This is a genomic window from Geodermatophilus sp. SYSU D00779 (assembly GCF_054050595.1).
The window spans coordinates 79,213-96,057 of record NZ_JBJGZQ010000004.1; the positions used below are offsets into that span (position 1 = coordinate 79,213).

The 16,845-nt window shown below is 71.3% G+C and carries 11 protein-coding genes; 5 read left to right on the forward strand and 6 right to left on the reverse strand.

Annotated elements, in window-relative coordinates; translation table 11 throughout:
• Positions 1-77: 77 nt before the first annotated feature.
• Together ACI79G_RS04105 and ACI79G_RS04110 are read right to left on the reverse strand one after the other, a co-directional pair.
• Positions 78-3,008 (reverse strand): ATP-binding protein, encoded by a 2,931-nt coding sequence (locus tag ACI79G_RS04105; protein WP_456879865.1) that lies wholly within the window; start codon positions 3,006-3,008, stop codon positions 78-80.
• Entirely contained in the window at positions 3,005-5,098 is a 2,094-nt protein-coding gene (locus ACI79G_RS04110) for a hypothetical protein (RefSeq protein ID WP_456879866.1), read from the reverse strand. Before ACI79G_RS04110 ends, ACI79G_RS04105 begins: the two co-directional genes overlap by 4 nt.
• Before the next feature lie 249 nt (positions 5,099-5,347).
• Between ACI79G_RS04110 and ACI79G_RS04115 the strand changes: the two genes are divergently transcribed.
• From ACI79G_RS04115 to ACI79G_RS04125, 3 genes are all read left to right on the forward strand, one after another.
• Positions 5,348-5,893, forward strand: coding sequence for a hypothetical protein (locus ACI79G_RS04115; protein ID WP_456879867.1), 546 nt, complete (start codon positions 5,348-5,350; stop codon positions 5,891-5,893).
• A 911-nt stretch (positions 5,894-6,804) separates the two neighbouring features.
• The gene (locus tag ACI79G_RS04120) at positions 6,805-7,425 is read left to right on the forward strand and encodes a hypothetical protein (RefSeq protein ID WP_456879868.1); all 621 of its coding nucleotides are present in this window, start codon (positions 6,805-6,807) and stop codon (positions 7,423-7,425) included.
• Positions 7,426-7,749: 324 nt separating this feature from the next.
• Entirely contained in the window at positions 7,750-8,784 is a 1,035-nt protein-coding gene (locus ACI79G_RS04125) for a methyltransferase (protein ID WP_456879997.1), read from the forward strand.
• A gap of 36 nt (positions 8,785-8,820) precedes the next feature.
• Here ACI79G_RS04125 and ACI79G_RS04130 read toward each other — a convergent pair whose 3' ends face one another.
• The 3 genes from ACI79G_RS04130 to ACI79G_RS04140 form a co-directional block, all read right to left on the reverse strand.
• A complete protein-coding gene (locus ACI79G_RS04130) occupies positions 8,821-9,345 on the reverse strand; it encodes an IS630 family transposase (RefSeq protein WP_456879869.1) in 525 nt (174 codons plus the stop codon).
• 14 nt (positions 9,346-9,359) lie between these two features.
• On the reverse strand, positions 9,360-9,800 hold the full coding sequence (locus tag ACI79G_RS04135; RefSeq protein WP_456879870.1) for a helix-turn-helix domain-containing protein: 441 nt from the start codon (positions 9,798-9,800) through the stop codon (positions 9,360-9,362).
• Between the two features lie 727 nt (positions 9,801-10,527).
• Positions 10,528-12,171: a flavin-containing monooxygenase gene (locus ACI79G_RS04140; protein ID WP_456879871.1), complete on the reverse strand. Its 1,644-nt coding sequence runs from the start codon at positions 12,169-12,171 to the stop codon at positions 10,528-10,530.
• A 549-nt stretch (positions 12,172-12,720) separates the two neighbouring features.
• Here ACI79G_RS04140 and ACI79G_RS04145 point away from each other — a divergent pair.
• A complete protein-coding gene (locus ACI79G_RS04145; protein WP_456879872.1) occupies positions 12,721-13,164 on the forward strand; it encodes a TIGR03618 family F420-dependent PPOX class oxidoreductase in 444 nt (147 codons plus the stop codon).
• 413 nt (positions 13,165-13,577) lie between these two features.
• Here the strand turns inward: ACI79G_RS04145 and ACI79G_RS04150 are convergent, their stop codons facing one another.
• Positions 13,578-14,495 carry a DUF1996 domain-containing protein gene (locus tag ACI79G_RS04150; protein ID WP_456879873.1) on the reverse strand — a complete coding sequence of 306 codons (918 nt, stop codon included), beginning with the start codon at positions 14,493-14,495 and terminating at the stop codon, positions 13,578-13,580.
• 508 nt (positions 14,496-15,003) lie between these two features.
• Here ACI79G_RS04150 and ACI79G_RS04155 point away from each other — a divergent pair.
• Positions 15,004-16,185 carry a serine hydrolase domain-containing protein gene (locus ACI79G_RS04155; RefSeq protein ID WP_456879874.1) on the forward strand — a complete coding sequence of 394 codons (1,182 nt, stop codon included), beginning with the start codon at positions 15,004-15,006 and terminating at the stop codon, positions 16,183-16,185.
• The last annotated feature ends 660 nt before the right edge of the window (positions 16,186-16,845 follow it).

Genomic DNA, 16,845 nt, shown 5'->3' on the forward strand with positions numbered 1-16,845 from the left:
GGGACGGTGGTGGTGGAGGCGGTGGAGCATCGGAGGGCGCAGGTCCGTCAGTGGCCATCAGCGATTCCCCTCACCAGTCAGACGACGATCATGTCCGCGCAGACGTCGATCAGAAGGTCGCGGTCCGGACCGACGGCAGCGGTCCGGACCGCGGTGGAGAAGGCGGCGGGACCGGTGTTGCCGGTCAGCGCGCGGACGGCGTCCGTCAGGCCCGAGACGGTCAGGTCGCCCACGGCTGCTCGCTCCTGGCCGTCGGCGTACTCCGGCCGGCCGAGCAACTGCTCGAACTGACCACGCAGGGTCGGTGCGTCCAGCGCCAGCCCCCGGCGGGCCCACTCCTGCGTGGAAGGGTGCTGCGGCAGGTCGCCGTCCCCGACGCTCTGCAGAGCCGTGCGCAGGTCGTAGCGGACGTCGGACCAGCGATAGGCGCCCGTGCGCCAGCGGTCGTGCGGGCGGCCGCGCAGACGACCGTCGAGCAGACCGGTCAGCGTGTGGAGGAGCTCCGCCGCGAAGTCGTCGGTGTCCACTGCCCTCCACAGCCAGCCGCGACGGGCACGGGTAGCCCGGTCGACCGCGTGCGCGAAGACGCAGTCCCGGAGTCGTCCCGGCGCGGGCAGCGCGGTGGTGACGACCTGCCGGGGGCTCGGCGGCGCCAGCCCCGCGACGAGGGCAGCCGTCACCGCCTCGATCCACACGGCGACCAACGGGGCAAGCGACACGTGCTCGGCCTCGTTAATCTCCCGCAGGGTGCAGGCCCGCTCCAGGCAGGACCGACCACACAGCCGGCTGCGCCGCCCGGTCAGGGGCGGGTAGACCACGCACAGGTCCGCGGACTCCCGCGCGTCGCCAGGCTCCATCTGCACCAGCAACGGCCGATCAACGTTGTCGATCGTCACGGCCGCCACGCCCGGCGCGAACGCCACGACGGACTCGGACTGCTCTGGCTGCAGGTTCATCGTCGCGCCTACGGCGAGCCGGTCGTCCGCAGCAGGCAGACGGTGCATGACCTTGAGCGCCGTGTTCTTGAGGACGTCGGACAGGATCTTCGAGGGGATCTGCTCGACGACGAGGACGCCCTCCCCGTACGCCCGGATCTCCGCCAGCAGCGACGCGAACAGCTCGACGGCCGCTGCCGCCGGCCCCTCCTCGACATTCTTCAGCAGGCGGTGTGCCTCCTCGATAACCAGCAGGTGGCGAAGCCCTGACTCCTGACCGCCGGCCTGGTGCACGCGGAGGTGCTCGACGATGCGGATAAGGATGGCCCCCATGAGGAACGCCTTGTCCTGGTCGTTGGTCAGGGACTCAAGCTCCAGGACGACGTTGCCCTCCAGCAGCGCCTCGACGTCCAGCGGGTGTCCGCCTTCGAAGAACCGGCCGGGCCGCCCCTCGCGCAGGCTCCCGATGCGGACATCGACGAACCCGCGCACGTCGGCCGCTACCTCCTTGCCGTACCCGATGCGCTCGACGACGCCCTGCGCAGTCTTCTGCAGGTCGCCGAGGGTGGGGTACTGCGGGCGCACCTCCACGTCCGGCTCGTCCAGCGTGTACTTGGGCTTGTGCAGGGGCCGGGGGGACCCGGTCACCAGGTCCCAGCCAGCCGCCCGGTAGCACTCGGTAATCGCGCGGGACAGCACCTGGGGAAACGGTTCCTGAGCCTCGAACGCCGCCAGGAAGAGCGCCCGCACGAGGTCGGCGTGGCTCTGCAGCGGGAATCCGGGAGCCGGTTCTAGCGGGTTGAGGCAAGCCGGCGCGGCGTCCGGCTCACCCGGGCGGATCACCAGCACCGGCCGGTCAGGCCCCAGACGCCCACTCATCAGCGCGTATTCGGCCTTGGCCGGCTCCACGACAAGCCAGGGAACCGGCTCGTCCGCCAGCGCCAGTTGCTCCAGCACGCCGCGGGTCGTCTGCGACTTTCCCGAGCCGGTGGCTCCACAGATGAATCCGTGCCGGTTGAGGGTCTGGGTCGGCACCCGCAGGATGCCCGCGCTGCGCCGCCCGGCGTCAACGATCGTCCCGAGCGGTATGCCTGCCCCGACGTCGTTCGGCGTGACGTCGAAGTCGTGCGGACTGACCAGCCGGATGCCCGGCAGCTCCTTGGCCGGAGGGCGCGCCAGACGGGCCACCAGATCGGCGCTCGCGAGGAACGGCGACCGCCCGTCCTCATCCTCGGGTACCCCTGAGGCCAGGATGTCGGCCAGCGGCCCGGCAGCGGCCGCAGGCAGCAGCGTGTACGGCAGTCCCTCGGCCTGAGCGGCACTGCACAGAAGAGCCGCGGCCTGCCGGAGAGACGTCGGGTCGCCACCCCCGACCAACACGTCGACGTCCCACATGCCGGTCGCGCGTGCCCGGGTTAGCTCCCGGTATCGGCCCTGGGCGCGTTCGAGCTCGAGCCGGCCGTCCTCCTGGTTCTCCCGCCGCCGCAGGCCCGGGATGCGCTCGGCCACCTGGAGGCGTTCCCGGTCCACGCGTTGCCGCGGGACCGGCGTCGCGACTACGACCCACGCGAAGGCGGTGCCTAGATGGGCGGCGTACTCGTCGAATGCGGACCCGAAGGGGACGACGCCCGCGTGCTCCTGTCGGTCCTGGACCTCCGCCACGAGGGCGTCCGCTCGGCCGGCGCAGCGGGTCCAATGCGGCAGGCGTTGGAGGAGGCACTCGACCTCGCCGGCTGGCACCGACACGCCGGTCGACCCCGGCGGATAGGCCAGCGTCCGCTCGTGACCGGACCCCAGCGCGGGCTGAGTCGAGAAGGGAATGTCCGGCCGGCCTCCAACGAGGAAGTGCATTTGGTCGTCGTCAGGGAGGCGCAGCCACGCCATCGCGAGAGCCCCGTCCGCGCCGGAGGCATGCTGGAGTCCGGCATGGCTTGCCGTCACGGCCGCCAGCAGTTGCGTGGGCCGCGGGTCGAAGCGCGGCTCCTCCGGCGGACGCGGCACCGACACCACGCGCAGCCACTGGAAGCCCGCCAGTCCCCCGGTCTCCACCGGTACCGCAGGGCTCAACGTCACCGGCGGCCCGCGTGGGAGGCGTACGCCTGCTGCACGTGCTGCTGGTCCAGCTCGTCGAGGGGACAACCGTCGCCGCGGGTGACCTTCCAGCCGTGCAGAGCCGGGCTTCCGCGTTCTTCCTCGTAACGGACAACGTACCCAAGGTCCCGGATGCGGTCGGCGACGGCCACCAGCGATCGGGACGGGTCCGGGATCTTTATGGAGTCGGGGCCCGGAACGGCGCCCTGCCTCGTCTGCCCCGAGGCGGTCGAGCCCGTCACCTCCGGCGTCTCGGCGAAGCCCTTGCGGGGTCGGTCGGAGACTCGGCCGAGGAGGTAGTACTTGGGGTCGCTGTCCCCCACCACGACCCGCCTCCCCCGTAAGCCATAGTCGATGAGAACGAACGCCGTCTCGGGTAGGTCCGCAATCTGGGTCGGCTCCATCATGAACTCGTACACCCGGGTGTCCGTCGTCCCGTGCGTGGTCGTCGTCCCCCGCGACCAGTTCTCGCTGGCGGTGAAGCTCTGCGCTACGGAATAGGCCTCGGAGTACGACCGGCTAGACCCGTTACCGACGGTCCGGCCGAAGGTCTCCGAATAGGTGTCAGTCGTCGTCTGGCTCGTCCCGCCACCCACAGTGTCGGTCTCCCCCAGGCTGCGGGTCACCTGCCCGAGCACGTACTTGTGGCCCTTCCCGATGAAGTTGGCCGCCACCTCGGCCTCCTGGTGATTGGCCAGGCGCATGATCAGTGCCGCGCTGTCGGCACCGCCGATCAACTGCTGCAGGTCGTCGCGGAGGTGCTCGAAGAGGAAGACCAACCGGACCCTGCGCCGTCGCGCCTGCCGGTGCAGTTCCTCAAGCGCGCGCACGCCCATCCGGTCCGCGCCGACGACGACAACTACCCTGCCGACGACCCAAGACGAGCCATTGCTCACGTGTCCCGACACCGCGTGGAACAGGACCGCGTCAACGAGATCCGTGACCAGGGACCGGCCCGGTGCCGTTTCGAGGACGAGCAGCGGGACGTCGGCCTCGAGCGTGGGGACGGCGGGGTCCATGGCGTCTTGCGCTCCGTCGGCTGCACCGAGCCGGTCAAAAGCAGAAATCAACCGACCGAGCTCGTCACGGGTCCGCTCCGTCTGCCCGATGAGGTCGACCCGTTCCGACAACCGGCTCCGCTCGTCAAAGGTGAGGATGTCGTCGGGATCGTCGAAGTAGGTGCGATCGAGCACCCGAAGGCCGGCCGCGATGCGGCGGGCGCTCACCTGCCCACCGAGCACCCGCAGGACCACCCGAAGCAGATCAGCACCGATAGGAACCAGATCCTGACGGTCAGACCCTGACCTGCCGGTGTGGACGGCCTCGGCCAGCACCTCAGCGAGTTCGTCGCTTCCCAAGCCGCTGAGCAGCGCGGCCAGATCATCGGGAAACTCATGGCGACGGACTTCCAGCCCCCGCAGGCCCGCGACCTCCTGCAGGGCGGCCGACAAGCGGTGCTGGGTCAAGTCGACCATGACCATCGGCGTCCGAGACCCGAGCACGGACCCGCCCATCGTCGTGAGGAGGTTGACCCAGCCCCGGCCGGTTCCACCGAAGACGTCGACCCGGCTGGGCGGCGGGTCCAACTCCAGCGGGAAGAACGCGTCGCGCGAGGACACGCGAGCGCCCTCAGCGGCATCGTGAGCACTCACGTCCCGCTGCCAGCGAGCATGCTCCTCCTGGAACTGTTGCCACGCCTGGGCTCTGCGCTGATCCGCCTCCCCCCGGACCTTCGAGATCCTCGACTCCGCAAGAAGAAGGGGCGCGAACCAGTAGTAGCCCAGGCCAAGTGCACCCAGGAAAAAGAGCCATCCCCCATCAGAAGCGAAGCTCATACTCACCAAAACGATGACTACGACGATTGCGATCTTGCGGCCAAGGTGATAGCGCGCTCGCTGCTGCGCATCGCGAATGTGCCGGACATCGGGTCCCATCGGCTCCGCCCACCGCGGCTCGCTGGCCAGCAGAGGACTGGGACGAGGCACTCCTGGATCGACGAACTCCCACCCCCAGCGCTCCGTCGGGGCCAGAACCACGCGCGCCAAGTCATTCAGAGGGTGCGCAGCCACCACGAAGATCTCCTCGAGCCAGGATGATCAAACCGAGCCTGTCGCGGTCACACAGCACCTCGCCGAGACCCGGACAAAGTTGCGACAAGCTAGCAGGACGCCCACCTTCCTGACTACCGTGCACCCCATCAGATTTGCGAGGGCACGCCTTTTCAAGATCCTCGAGGGGTATCCGGACTGAGTCCCGACGGTTCCTCGAACGCCATTTCCTTACACGCGAGTCGTCCCGTGGAAGCGGGGAAGGACGGACCGATGACGTACTCGACTCCTCCTGATGGCGGTGTACCGCCCTCCCCTGCCGCAGCGCTGGCGGCCTACTTCCGGCAGGGTGGCCAGCCAGCCCCCGTCGCAGCACCGTTCCGGATGGAGCCGGAGGAGCACTGCGTCGCGGTGGCACCGGTGACCGTGCTCCAGTTGGTGGAGGGAGACGGCACCTACGTTCACAAGTCGGGCGGCTACCTCGGTGGCGGCCTCGTCGGCCTGGCCGCGCTCTCCGCGGCCCGCGCCGTCGGCAATGCGCGGCGCAGGGCCAAGGCGGCTCGACGGGCCACCGTGGGATGGCGGCCGGTCGAGCACGGGGACATGGCGCTCACCAACCGGCGGATCGTCGTTCAGGGCCAGGAGTGGACCGACCTTTGGCACAGCTACCTGAACACCGCGGAGGCCGGCCCGGACTGGGTCGAACTGCAGTACAGCGGGATAGCGCCCCTGCGGATCGAGGTCCCCGACCCGGCATGGTTCCTCGTCATGCTGCACCGGATGGCGTGGAACGAGGTGATCGCCCCGCCCATGACCTGACGAGTGGGTCGCTCCCCTGGCTCGGCCGGGGCCACGCCTGAGCGTCGTCGGAGTTGCGGCCGCGCTCAAACCAACACGCAGGGACCGGCCGCCAGGAGCCCGCAGTCGAGCGGGGGTGTCGCCGCCCGCGGCGGCCTCTCGCCACCGCAGGAGCTGGGTCCGACCGAGGAACGCGCCGCACTTCAGCCCGTTCGATCAAGGTCGCAGGCGTGTGCGTATGTAGCGTGTCGCTCCTCGGACACTCTCCCGCCCCGGGATCCCTGCAGGTCAGGAGCCCGGGGCGTTCGCATGCAAGGACTCTCGAGGCCCTCGTGATACCCCCGTGATACTCCGCGCCTCGGATCGGCCCTCGAGCAGTGCGGCGAAACGGTCGGCCGCCTCGCGGCCCATGCCGGGGTGCACGTGCTGGTAGACGGTGAGCGTGACGGCGGCGGTGTGTGTCCCAGCCGCTCGGGGACCACCTCCACCGGCACACCGGCGGCGAGCAGCAGGGTGGCGCGGGTGTGGCGGAGGTCGTGCAGCCGGATCGCCGGCAGCTGCTCCTCCCCCAGCACCTTGCGGGCCTGGGCGACCTGGCCGGCGAACGGACGGGAGAACCGCTCGGGGTGCCGATGGGTGCCGTCGAGGTTGCCGGGCAGCAGGGCCGTGTCGCGGACCAGTCCAGGGTTGGCGAGTCGCGGACCACCCAGTGGGCGCGCAGTGCCGCCACCGTCCCGGAGTCCAGGTCGACGACCCGCGACTGCCCGGAGCTTGGTGGCGCCCTCGACCAGCTCCTCAGGCAATCCCGTGTCGCAGTGCCGACGCACCGCAACGCTCCCGCTATGGGGCCGCCACCGTAGCGCTACGTCTTGTGCCCAGGCTTTGGACGTCGCCGAGCACCGCTCCGACATCCACCACGATTGGGGACGGCCATGACCACGACCACCGACCGCGCCGGCACGCCGTTCAGCGAGCGGCCCACCGCTGGCGCGGCGCCGGATGCCTCGCAGTTGCGTGACGACCAGCCGCTCGTCACGCTCAATCATCTCCGCATCACAGCGGAGCCGGGAAGCCTCACCTCCCCGTCCTTCTTCTTCCAGCAGGCCGGCAGCTCGTCCGACGGCTGGGACTTCGCCCTGGTGGTGGAGAACCTCGGGATCGAACTGCGCCCCGGCGAAGAACCGTTGCAGGGCACCCTGCACTGCCAGGTACGCGCCTCCGTCCGACCGGCTTGCGGCTACCGGCTCACCGAAGTCAACGGCAGCGTGACCAGCGGCGTTGTTGGAGTGGATGCTCCAACGCGCGGGACCGCCGCGGTCACCACTCAGTCGACGCTGGGCGGCTTCGCGCTGCCGTCGACGAACAACACCACTGGGGAGAGCACGGACCTCATCCCGACCGTCACTGTTCCGCCCTCTCTCCAACGTCCCGGTCAGCCACTGCCGCTGGACATCTCGATCGCCATCGCGATCACCCGCGCTGACCTGAATGCAGATGTCCGCGCCCATATCGATTCGTACGATCTGCGTTTCGGGCTTGCTCGCTGTAGCTGACCGCGACGACCCGGCGCGGCGGCGGCCTGCACGACAACATGAGTGCCGCGGTGGAACCCGTAGACCCGCGGCCAGCACCCCCGAACCGCCGCGCCGTGCCACACCCCCGTCCCGCCGCCGGCGTCCTGCGGCGACAGCCTCCCCTCCCGCGCACCCGAGCCGCGGGCGGCTGCTCGGTCCGACGCTGCGTGATCAGCCCGCCTGGCCAACGGCGCAACCGTCTGCCGGCTCACCCTCACCCCGGTGACTCAGCGTCGCCGGACACCCAGAGGAGGCCGACCCGCGCACAATTGGCAGCCTTCGGGCTGAGAGCAGGTGACCACGATGGATGCCGCGGCTTCATCCGAAGAGTCGGCGGTGCAGATGCTGCGGATGCTCAGCGGCGTCCTGACCGTGCAGGCCCTCTACGTGGCCGCCGATCTGGGCGTCGCCGACGAACTGGCTGCCGGGCCGCGCAGCGTTTCCGACCTTGCGACGGCGACCGGCGCGCATCCCGGCGCGCTGTACCGGCTGTTGCGGCTGCTCGCCGGGACCGGCGTCTTTCGCGAACAACCGGACGGACGGTTCGCACTCACCCCGCTCGGCCGGTGCCTGCGCCGGGAGGGACCGGACTCGGTCCGGGACTGGGCCCTCTATCTCGGCTCTCCTGAGCTGTGGGAGGTCATCGGCACGTTGCGGGAGACGGTGCGCAGCGGCCAGCCGGCGTTTCCTCGGCTGCACGGCATGACCGTGTGGGACTACATGGCCGAGCACCCGGAGTTCGCGGCCCCGTTCCAGCGCTGGATGAGCCGACAGTCCGAGTTGCACAACGCCGCTGTCCTTGCCGCTTACGACTTCTCACCGTTCCGGGTGCTCGCCGACGTGGGCGGCGGGCAAGGCGCCACGCTGGCCGCGATCTTGGGGGCTCATTCCTCACTTCGCGGCATCCTGTTCGACCTGCCCGACGTGGTCAGGCATCCCATCCCGCTCGACGAGGCCCAGCTCATGCCCCGCTGCGAGGTCATCGGCGGCGACATGCTGCACGGCGTGCCCTCCGGCGCCGACGCCTACATGATCAAACGCACCCTGATGACCTTGAGCGACGAAACCGCGACCGCAGTGTTGCGCGGATGCGCAGCCGCCATGCCCGTTCACGGCAAGGTGCTGGTCGTCGAGATGGTGCTGCCCGCGGGCAACGAGCCGAGCCCCGCCAAGACCTTCAACGTCCTCATGCTGCTGCAGCATCCGGGAGCAGGCATCCGGACCGAGGCCGAGTTCGCCGACCTGTTCGCCGCCGCCGGCCTGGAACTCGCCCGGATCATCCCGACGAACTCACCCAACAGCATCCTCGAGGGCGTGAAGGCGCGCCGGCTGTCATGACCCCCGGTGACCCAGCGCCGCCCTGTGACAGCCGTTTCAGGCAGCTTGGCGGGTGAGGTAGCCGGCGTGAGAGAACCAGCCGGTGTCATCGGCTGCCGTGACGGCGGCCAGGGCGGCGGCGATCGCGGTGTCCAGGGCCGCACGGCTGCGCGTGGCGGCCGCCTTGACCAGCGCCTTGGTCTTGCTGAAGGCCTCCTCGATCGGGGAGAGGTCCGGCGAGTAGGCGGGCAGGAACACCAGCTCGCAGCCGGCGGCGGCGACCAGTTCGCGGATTTGCTCGGGCTGATGGGCGCCGACGTCGTCGACCACGATCACCGTCCCCGGGCAGAGCGCGGGGAGCAGGAAGTGCTCCCGATGGGTTGCGAACACCGCCGTGTCGGTGCCGCCCTCCACGGTCGTCTCCGGGCGCATGCCGCCCAGGCTCACCCCGGCCAGCGGGGTGGTCACCGGCCCGCGGATGCGCGGCACCGCTCCGCGCGCCCGCTCACCGCGCGCGGCGTGGGGCCGCCGGCGGGCCATCGCGGTGTGCGTGCCGCACTGGTCGACGACCACAGGCCGCACCGGATCCACCCTGTTCATCTGCGCCCGCCACCGGCGCGCGTGGTCTCGTCGCACTCGGTGGCGCTCAGGCTTTGTGCTTCAACGGCCCGCCCCGCCTGCCGCCGGCGCCCGCCGGGGGTCCGCTGCTGTTCGGGCGCGGGCGGCAGGCCGGCGATCACCCGCAACATCGAGGCCAGCGACACCGGCTGGCTGCCAGCGGCGACGAACGCCGCCACGTGCTCGGCCAGCGTGGCACCCACGGCAGCCTCCGGCCGGGTGGGCAGCCAGGCCTGCAGCCGTCGACGCACCGTCGGCTCCCGGCCGTGCCGCTGCACGGTCGCCGCCAGGCTGCCGGTCGCCCGCCGGCGGCCCAGATAGCGCTCCACGGTCCGCAGCGACACCCCGAACCGCGCCGCCGCCTGCGGCTGGGGCAGCCCCGCGTCGACCGCGGCCACCACCCGCTCACGCAGATCCATGGCCGGCGGCGTACGTGGCAGGGCGATCGGCCCACGCCTCCTGGAGAGCATGCGCGGTGACCGGGTCGAGAGCGTCACCGGTTCCTGCGGCGGAGGACGACTGGACTGGCCTCGTGTCGCGGCGGCACAGGGCGATAGCTCGTGGAACTGCGTTCAGCTGTCACGCAGGCGTGTGCGCATGTACCGTGTCGCCCCTCGGACACCACGGAGTGGGAACCTCGCCACCTCTCCGGCCTGCAGCAGGCCCTCGCTGATCAACCCACCGCCACGGTCCCGGGCGCCTCGGGGAACAGCAACCAGTCCGCCGGACACGCCGGATCCCCAGCCCGGGCCCCCGGCCGATGGCACCTCGGACGCCGCCGCCCTCGCGCGGCGGCTGACGGCAACTGCGCATCAGGAGATGGTCCGGACCAGTCGGCCCGTGCCGAACCCCGCGCCGCCGTCCGGCCGCCGGCTGGCGGTGCCGGCGAACTCCGGCAGCGGCCGCAACTGCGGGCCGGGCGGGTATGGCACCGGCGCACCGTAGCCGTGCGGACGGGCGCCATCGCCCCCCGCGCAGCTGACCGATCGACGGGTCATTGGCGGGTAGCACCGACGCCCCGGCCGCCGAGAGAGAAGCGGGCGTCCGACCGAGCCACCGGGATCGGCCACGCGAACGCGCGGCCGACGCCGTGCACCGCAACGCCCAACGCGGCAGCCCCTGACAGGCCCGGCTCGGCGGCGCCGGTCAGGCGGTGAGGACGAAGCCCTCGTAACCGCGGGCGGCGACCCCCTCGCACGTGACGCCGAAGGGGCCGACCCCGCCCAGGTAGACCATGAAATCCCGCGCCTTGCCCTCGACGTTCGACCCCAGGTACCAGGAGTTGGAGGTCGGGAAGAGCGTTGCGTCCGCCACCTCGCGGACGTGGGCCACCCACGTCTCCTCGGCTTCCGCAGTCGCCTCGATGGTGCGGAGGCCCCGCTCGACGACGTGACCGATGGCGTCGGCGATCCACTCGACGTGCTGCTCGATCGAGACGATGACGTTCGACAGCACCGTAGGCGTCTGCGGCCCGCCCACGATGAACATGTTCGGGAAGCCTTCGACGGCGAGCCCGAGGTAGCTGCGCGGACCCGCCGCCCACTTGTCCCGCAGTTGCCGTCCACCGCACCCGCGGATGTCGATCGCGGTCAGGGCACCGGTCATCGCGTCGAACCCGGTGGCGAGGACCAGACTGTCGACCGGGTGTTCCCGCTCGGTGGTGCGGACACCGGTCGGAGTGATCTCCAGCAGCGGGGTGCGTCGTAGGTCGACGAGGTGGACGTTGTCGCGGTTGTAGGTCTCGTAGTAGTCCGTCGCGAGGCAGAGACGCTTGGTGCAGATCGGGTAGTCCTTCGGGCAGAGGACCTCGGCTGTCTCGGGATCCGTGACGATCTGCCTGATCCGCTCCCGGACGTACTCGGCGGCGGTCTCGTTGGCGTCCTTGTCCACCAGGATGTCCGCGAAGGACAGGTAGAGGTCGCCGAGACTGTTGTCGGGGTCGTTCCACGCGCGGTCGTACACGCGCCGTCGTTCCTCGGGGTCCACCTCGAGCGCGGAACGCTCCGGCATGGGAGCCGCGATGCCGAACATCGAGGCCCGCGCCTGGGCACGCAACTCGCGGTACCTCGCCTTGACACCTTCCTGATAGCCGGGCGCGAGCGGGTGGTTGTGCGCCGGGATGGCGAAGTTCGGCGTCCGCTGGAAGACGGTCAGGTCGGCCGCTTGCCGGGCGATGAACGGGATCACCTGGATGGCCGAGGAGCCGGTCCCGATCACCCCGACGCGCTGGCCGGAGAAGTCGACATCCTCGTGCGGCCAGCGGGCGGTGTGGTACCAGGCACCACGGAAGGTCTCCAGCCCGGATACCTCGGGCTTCTTCCAGACCGACAGCGGTCCCGAGGCGTGGACGACGAAGCGCGCGGAGACCTCGTCACCGCGGTCGGTGTGCACCGTCCACCGCGCCTCGCCCTCGTCCCAGATCGTGGCGGTCACCCGCGTGTGGAACCGGATGTCGCGGCGCAGGTCGAAGCGATCGGCGACGTGCTGGGCGTAGCGGAGGATCTCCGGCTGCGTCGGGTACTTCTCCGTCCACTTCCACTCTTGCTCGAGGTCCGGGTCGAACGAGTACGAGTAGTCCAGGCTCGAGAAGTCGCAGCGGGCCCCGGGGTAGCGGTTCCAGTACCACGTGCCTCCGACGTCGTCCGCCATCTCGAAGGCCTGTACCGTGCTGCCCTGCTGGCGCAGCCGGTGGAGCATGTACATGCCGGCGAAACCGGCACCGATGACGACGACGTCGACCGTGCGACGAACGGTGTCATCGTGGGCACTGCGGGCGAGGATCTGGGTCACGGGTGCTCCTTGCCGGGAAGCGACGCGACGCGGCAGCCGTGCACCGAGTACGGGATGGGCCGGGGCCGCTGTGTCGGGGACCACGAGTCTGCCGAGCGAGCCCGATGCCGGTACAGAGACCTTCTCCCCCCACCCCGCGTCCGCTGCCGGCCACTGACGGGGCGCCCGCCGCGGCCAGCCGCCATCGCCGGCGACGGGTTGGGAGGGCCGAGGGCGCCCTACGCCGCCGTCCCGCACCTCGGCCGGGGTGTGCGACGACCTCGCCTGCACCTTCGACGCGCTCCGCCGGCACGCCGACGCGGTTGCGATGCGCGAGCGTTCCCGCAGCGCAACGCCATCCGTCGACGACCGCGGCATCGAGCCATGAGTTTCGGGGGCGATCCTCACCGAGCCGGGCGAGAGGCCCGGTGACGGTGCACGCCTGGCGGTGACCCCGGTCTCGATGGCTCGGTGCGGACCGGCAGTCGCTCGACGCTCCGCGATGGGTCGCTGCCCTCGGCGGCCAGCCGCTCCATCGTCGCCACCAGCTCGGCGTGCCAAGGTCCAGGTGTGACCAGCCTCGACGACGTCGCGGCCCTCGCCGCCGACGAACACCACCTCGCGGTCGTCTCCACCCTGCGGGCCGACTCGACCATCCAGGCCTCGGTGGTCAACGCCGGGATCCTCGCCCATCCGGCGACCGGACAGCCGGCGCTGGCCTTCGTCACCTACGGCCGGGTCAAGCTGGCCAACCTCCGCGCCCGCCCGCAGGCGACCGTGACCGTCCGGCGCGGCTGGCAGTGGGCGACCGTGGAAGGACGCGCACAGCTGGCCGGGCCCGACGACCCGCAGCCGTGGCTGGCCGACGCCGACCAGCTCCGCCTCCTGCTGCGCGCGGTGTTCACCGCGGCCGGCGGCCGGCACGACAACTGGGAGGAGTACGACCGGGTCATGGCCGAGCAACGGCGCACCGCCGTGCTGATCGATCCGAACCGGGTCTACAGCAACGGATAGGCAGCACCGCAACCGGCCCCTCGGACCGGCAGGCCCCGGCGACCACCGCACCCTGCGCGCCGGGACGGCGTCGGCCGGGCCCAGCCGGTGCGCGAGGGCCTCACCCACCGGGGCGCGGCCGGCGTCCGAGGGGATCGTGATGTCCCATGCGCCGCCGCCAGGGCGCGCAGCTGCGTCTCCTCCTCCGTGGAGACGTACACCCGGGGCCATGTGCTTGAACGATCACCGGGCACGTCCTGGCGCCGCCGCCGTGGCAACTCCGCCGTACCTGCGATGGCTCAGTCCCACCCCAGCCGGTCGGCCTTCGCAGACCACGGCGTCCCGGTCTCCACCGTCGACTGCTCGGCGGCGGCACGTCGGGCTGCGGTCCCAGCCGCACCCGTCGGCCCCCACCCACTCGGTGTGGTCGCGTGCTACCCGTGCCCGGTCGATGCCGACCCGGCCGCCGGTACGTCGGGCACCGTCGGCAGCGGCAACGTCCCCCGATGATCCGCACCCGAGAACGGCCGCACGTCATCGGTCACGTCGCCGCACACCCGGCCCGCGTTCAGACACCCCTCCACCAACGTCTGCATCTCTCCCGGGTCCCACGCCAGGATCGCGTCCGCGTGGAGCCCGTACGGCGACAGCCCGCCCTCGAACCGCATCCCCTCGTACGTCGTGCCCTCCGCGTACGAGGACTCCAGCGACAGCTGCGGAATCGCCACCGGATGCGACGCCGGGCACTCACCGCCCCGCGGGTACGCCATGTGCGCCACCCCCTCCAGCCACAGGTTCACCCCGTCCCAGCACTGCGGGAACTCGACGTCGGACCGCAGGAACTCTCCCGGCCCACAGTCCACCGCGGTGTCGTGGACGGAGTTCACCAGCGCATACGACGTCCCCAAGCACAGGTAGTCGATGTCCAGCGGTTGCCGCGACGTCGCCATCGGATCCCCTGCCACCAGACGCAAACCGAACGGCGCCGGCTCGATCAGCCGCGGGTCCACCTCACCCGCCCGGTAGTAGGCGCGGAACGACTCCGGCACCACCGGCTGACCGGCCTCGTCCACCAACGTCGGCTGCCAGTACGCCGACCGGTCCGCCGAGTCCTTGCACCCCGAGCCTCCCGCGAACAACTGGCCGGCCGTCGACGACGCGTGCACCGCGGGGTTGCCCCCGAACGTGTGCAGATGAGGCCACGACCCGCCCGGGTTCAGGATCGGGTCGATGTGCGCCGTGCCGGACTGGTCGCACTCCACGATCCAGTGCACGTCCACCGGCACGGCCCGCACGGCGGCCATGTCCGGGGCGGGAGTCATCGCCGCCGCCACCACGAACACCGCCGCCACCGACGCAGTCACACGACCCCACATGGGCCGAGTCTGGAGGTGTTCAGCCGACGGGGTCACTACACCCACGACCCGCCGGAGCCAGCGGACGCCGGCCCTCCCCCTGCCCCTCGTCGCCGAGCTGCACCGACACGAGGCCACTCAGCTCGGCGAACCGGATGCTGGCCGGCTCCGAGTGGCGGCCGTGATGGCTCTCGCGGTCGTGACCACGGATCCTCCTCGGACCGAGATCCGGCGCACCGGAGCGGGGCCCGGGCACGGTCCCGCACGAGGCACCCCGCTGGCACGCGTTCCTGCCCGGGAGTGTCCCCTCTCGGCCGCCGAGCGCGCCGCGCCTCCCGGCGTGCCCGCCGGCAGGTCGTGCGACCCGTCGACGGGGAGGTCTCACCACGGCCACTCCCGACCTCGTGCAGCGGGTAGGACGCTGTACAGGGAGCGCTGTCGCGGCCATGGTGGGCCCGGCCACGGGGACACCACATCGTCACCTCCACGGGAGGAGCTGCTCCTCATGCGCCGATGGATGCGCCCCGCCGCCCTCGCACTCGCCCTGCTCGCCGGGGCCGGGACGACCGGCTTCACGGCCAACCCCGTTCTCCCGGCCGGGTCCGCTCCTCCCCCGGCCCCGACCCTCGACCCGGACCTCGCCGCACAGGTCGACGAACTGGCCCGGGCCGCGCTGACCAACGGCATCACCGGTGCGGTGGTCGGCATCTCCGACCCGGTCCGGGGGAGTTACCTCCAGGCCTACGGGACCGCGGACGCCGCGGGCACGCCGATGACCACCGACGTGCACTACCGCATCGCCAGCGTGACCAAGACCTTCACCGCGCAGGCGGTGCTCCGCCTCGCCGACCAGGGGAAGCTGTCCCTCGACGACCCCCTGGAGGAGTACGTCCCCGACATCCCCCACGGGGACGAGATCACCATCCACGACCTCCTGGGCATGCGCGGCGGCGTGTACGACTTCGTCACAGACGAGGAGTTCATGGCGCGGTACGTCGCCGATCCGCTCCTGCAGGGGTGGTCCCCCTACGACGTCCTCGAGATCATCCGCGCGCACGCCGACGAGGCCACCCCACCCGACCGGGCGACCGTGTACTCCAACTCCGAGTACGTACTGCTCGGGCTGGTCGTCGAGCAGGTCACCGGCCGCTCGGCACAGCAGTACACCACCTCGGTGATCGAGGACCTCGGCCTCCCGGAGACGTCGTATCCCACGACCGCGGCCCTGCCGGAGCCGTTCACCCACGGCTACATGAACACCGACAGTCAGCTGGCACCGGCCGACCCCGCCGCGGAGGAGCCGCGGGACGTCACGCTCAGCAACCCCGTGGTCCCGTTCACCGCCGGTGCGGTCATCTCCACCGTGCCGGACATGACCCGCTACGCCGAGCAGCTGGCGACCGGCGCGGGCCTCGCCCCGGAGACCGCCCGGCTGCGCCAGGAGTGGACGCCGCTCACCTCGACCGGCATCCGGGTGCAGTACGGCCTCGGCGTCCTCCAGCTCGGTGACTGGGTCGGCCACAACGGGTCGATCTTCGGCTACAGCGACATGGTCTCCCACCTGCCGGAGGAGGAGGCGAGCGTGGTGGTGATGGTCAATGCGGCCGACGGCGAGGCCGTCCCCGCGACCGACCTCTGGGGTGGGATCGTCACGCTGCTGTACCCCGACAGCCTGCCGACCTGGTGACCGTCAGGGCACCGCGGTCCGCTCCGACCCCGTGGCACCAGAGTGGGCCGAGCCCAGCACGCGTCCACGCGGGACGCGGTGCAGGACTGCCACCATCTCAGCGAGCTTGCCGTGACTCCTCAACGCGACCCCGCAGCAGGGCGTCGTCCCCGGACCCGACCCGACGTGACACATGAGCCCTCCCCGTGCAGACCGTCCACGCCGCGGCGACGCCGGGCCGTACCGCCCCCTCGGTCCAGGCCCGGCTCGAGGCGTTCGTGGGGTCGTCACCGCGGTGGACGACGAGCGCCGAGGAGAGTCGGACCGGTGCGTCGACGGAGGTACCAGGAGACCGTCGATGGACCACGAGCGATCGCCGTCGGGCGAGATGGCCCAGCGGTTCGGGACGTGCGCCGCCCACGCCTCTCCCGGAGGGCCGCGGTGTGGCGCGCCGACCACTCGCTCCTGATCCTGACCTGCGCGGCGGAACACGGGAAGCTGGCCGGTACGTGCGAGGTCCACGCCGCCATCGCCCGGGAGCTGACCGATCCGGGGGCTCTCTCGGTGTGTGGGCTGTGCGAGGAACTCACGGGCACGGCCGCGTGCGCCGCCGCGGCGGCTGCGGTCACCTGCGTGCTGCGCGTCCTGCCGATCGCTCCCGTGCCGGGCACCAGGCTGCCG

Bases quoted from the DNA above. Each gene is read 5' to 3' on its own strand.
- ACI79G_RS04115 (WP_456879867.1), top strand. From the start codon at position 5,348: ATGACGTACTCGACTCCTCCTGATGGCGGTGTACCGCCCTCCCCTGCC.
- ACI79G_RS04120 (WP_456879868.1), top strand. From the start codon at position 6,805: ATGACCACGACCACCGACCGCGCCGGCACGCCGTTCAGCGAGCGGCCC.
- ACI79G_RS04125 (WP_456879997.1), top strand. From the start codon at position 7,750: ATGGATGCCGCGGCTTCATCCGAAGAGTCGGCGGTGCAGATGCTGCGG.
- ACI79G_RS04135 (WP_456879870.1), bottom strand. From the start codon at position 9,800: ATGGATCTGCGTGAGCGGGTGGTGGCCGCGGTCGACGCGGGGCTGCCC.
- ACI79G_RS04155 (WP_456879874.1), top strand. From the start codon at position 15,004: ATGCGCCGATGGATGCGCCCCGCCGCCCTCGCACTCGCCCTGCTCGCC.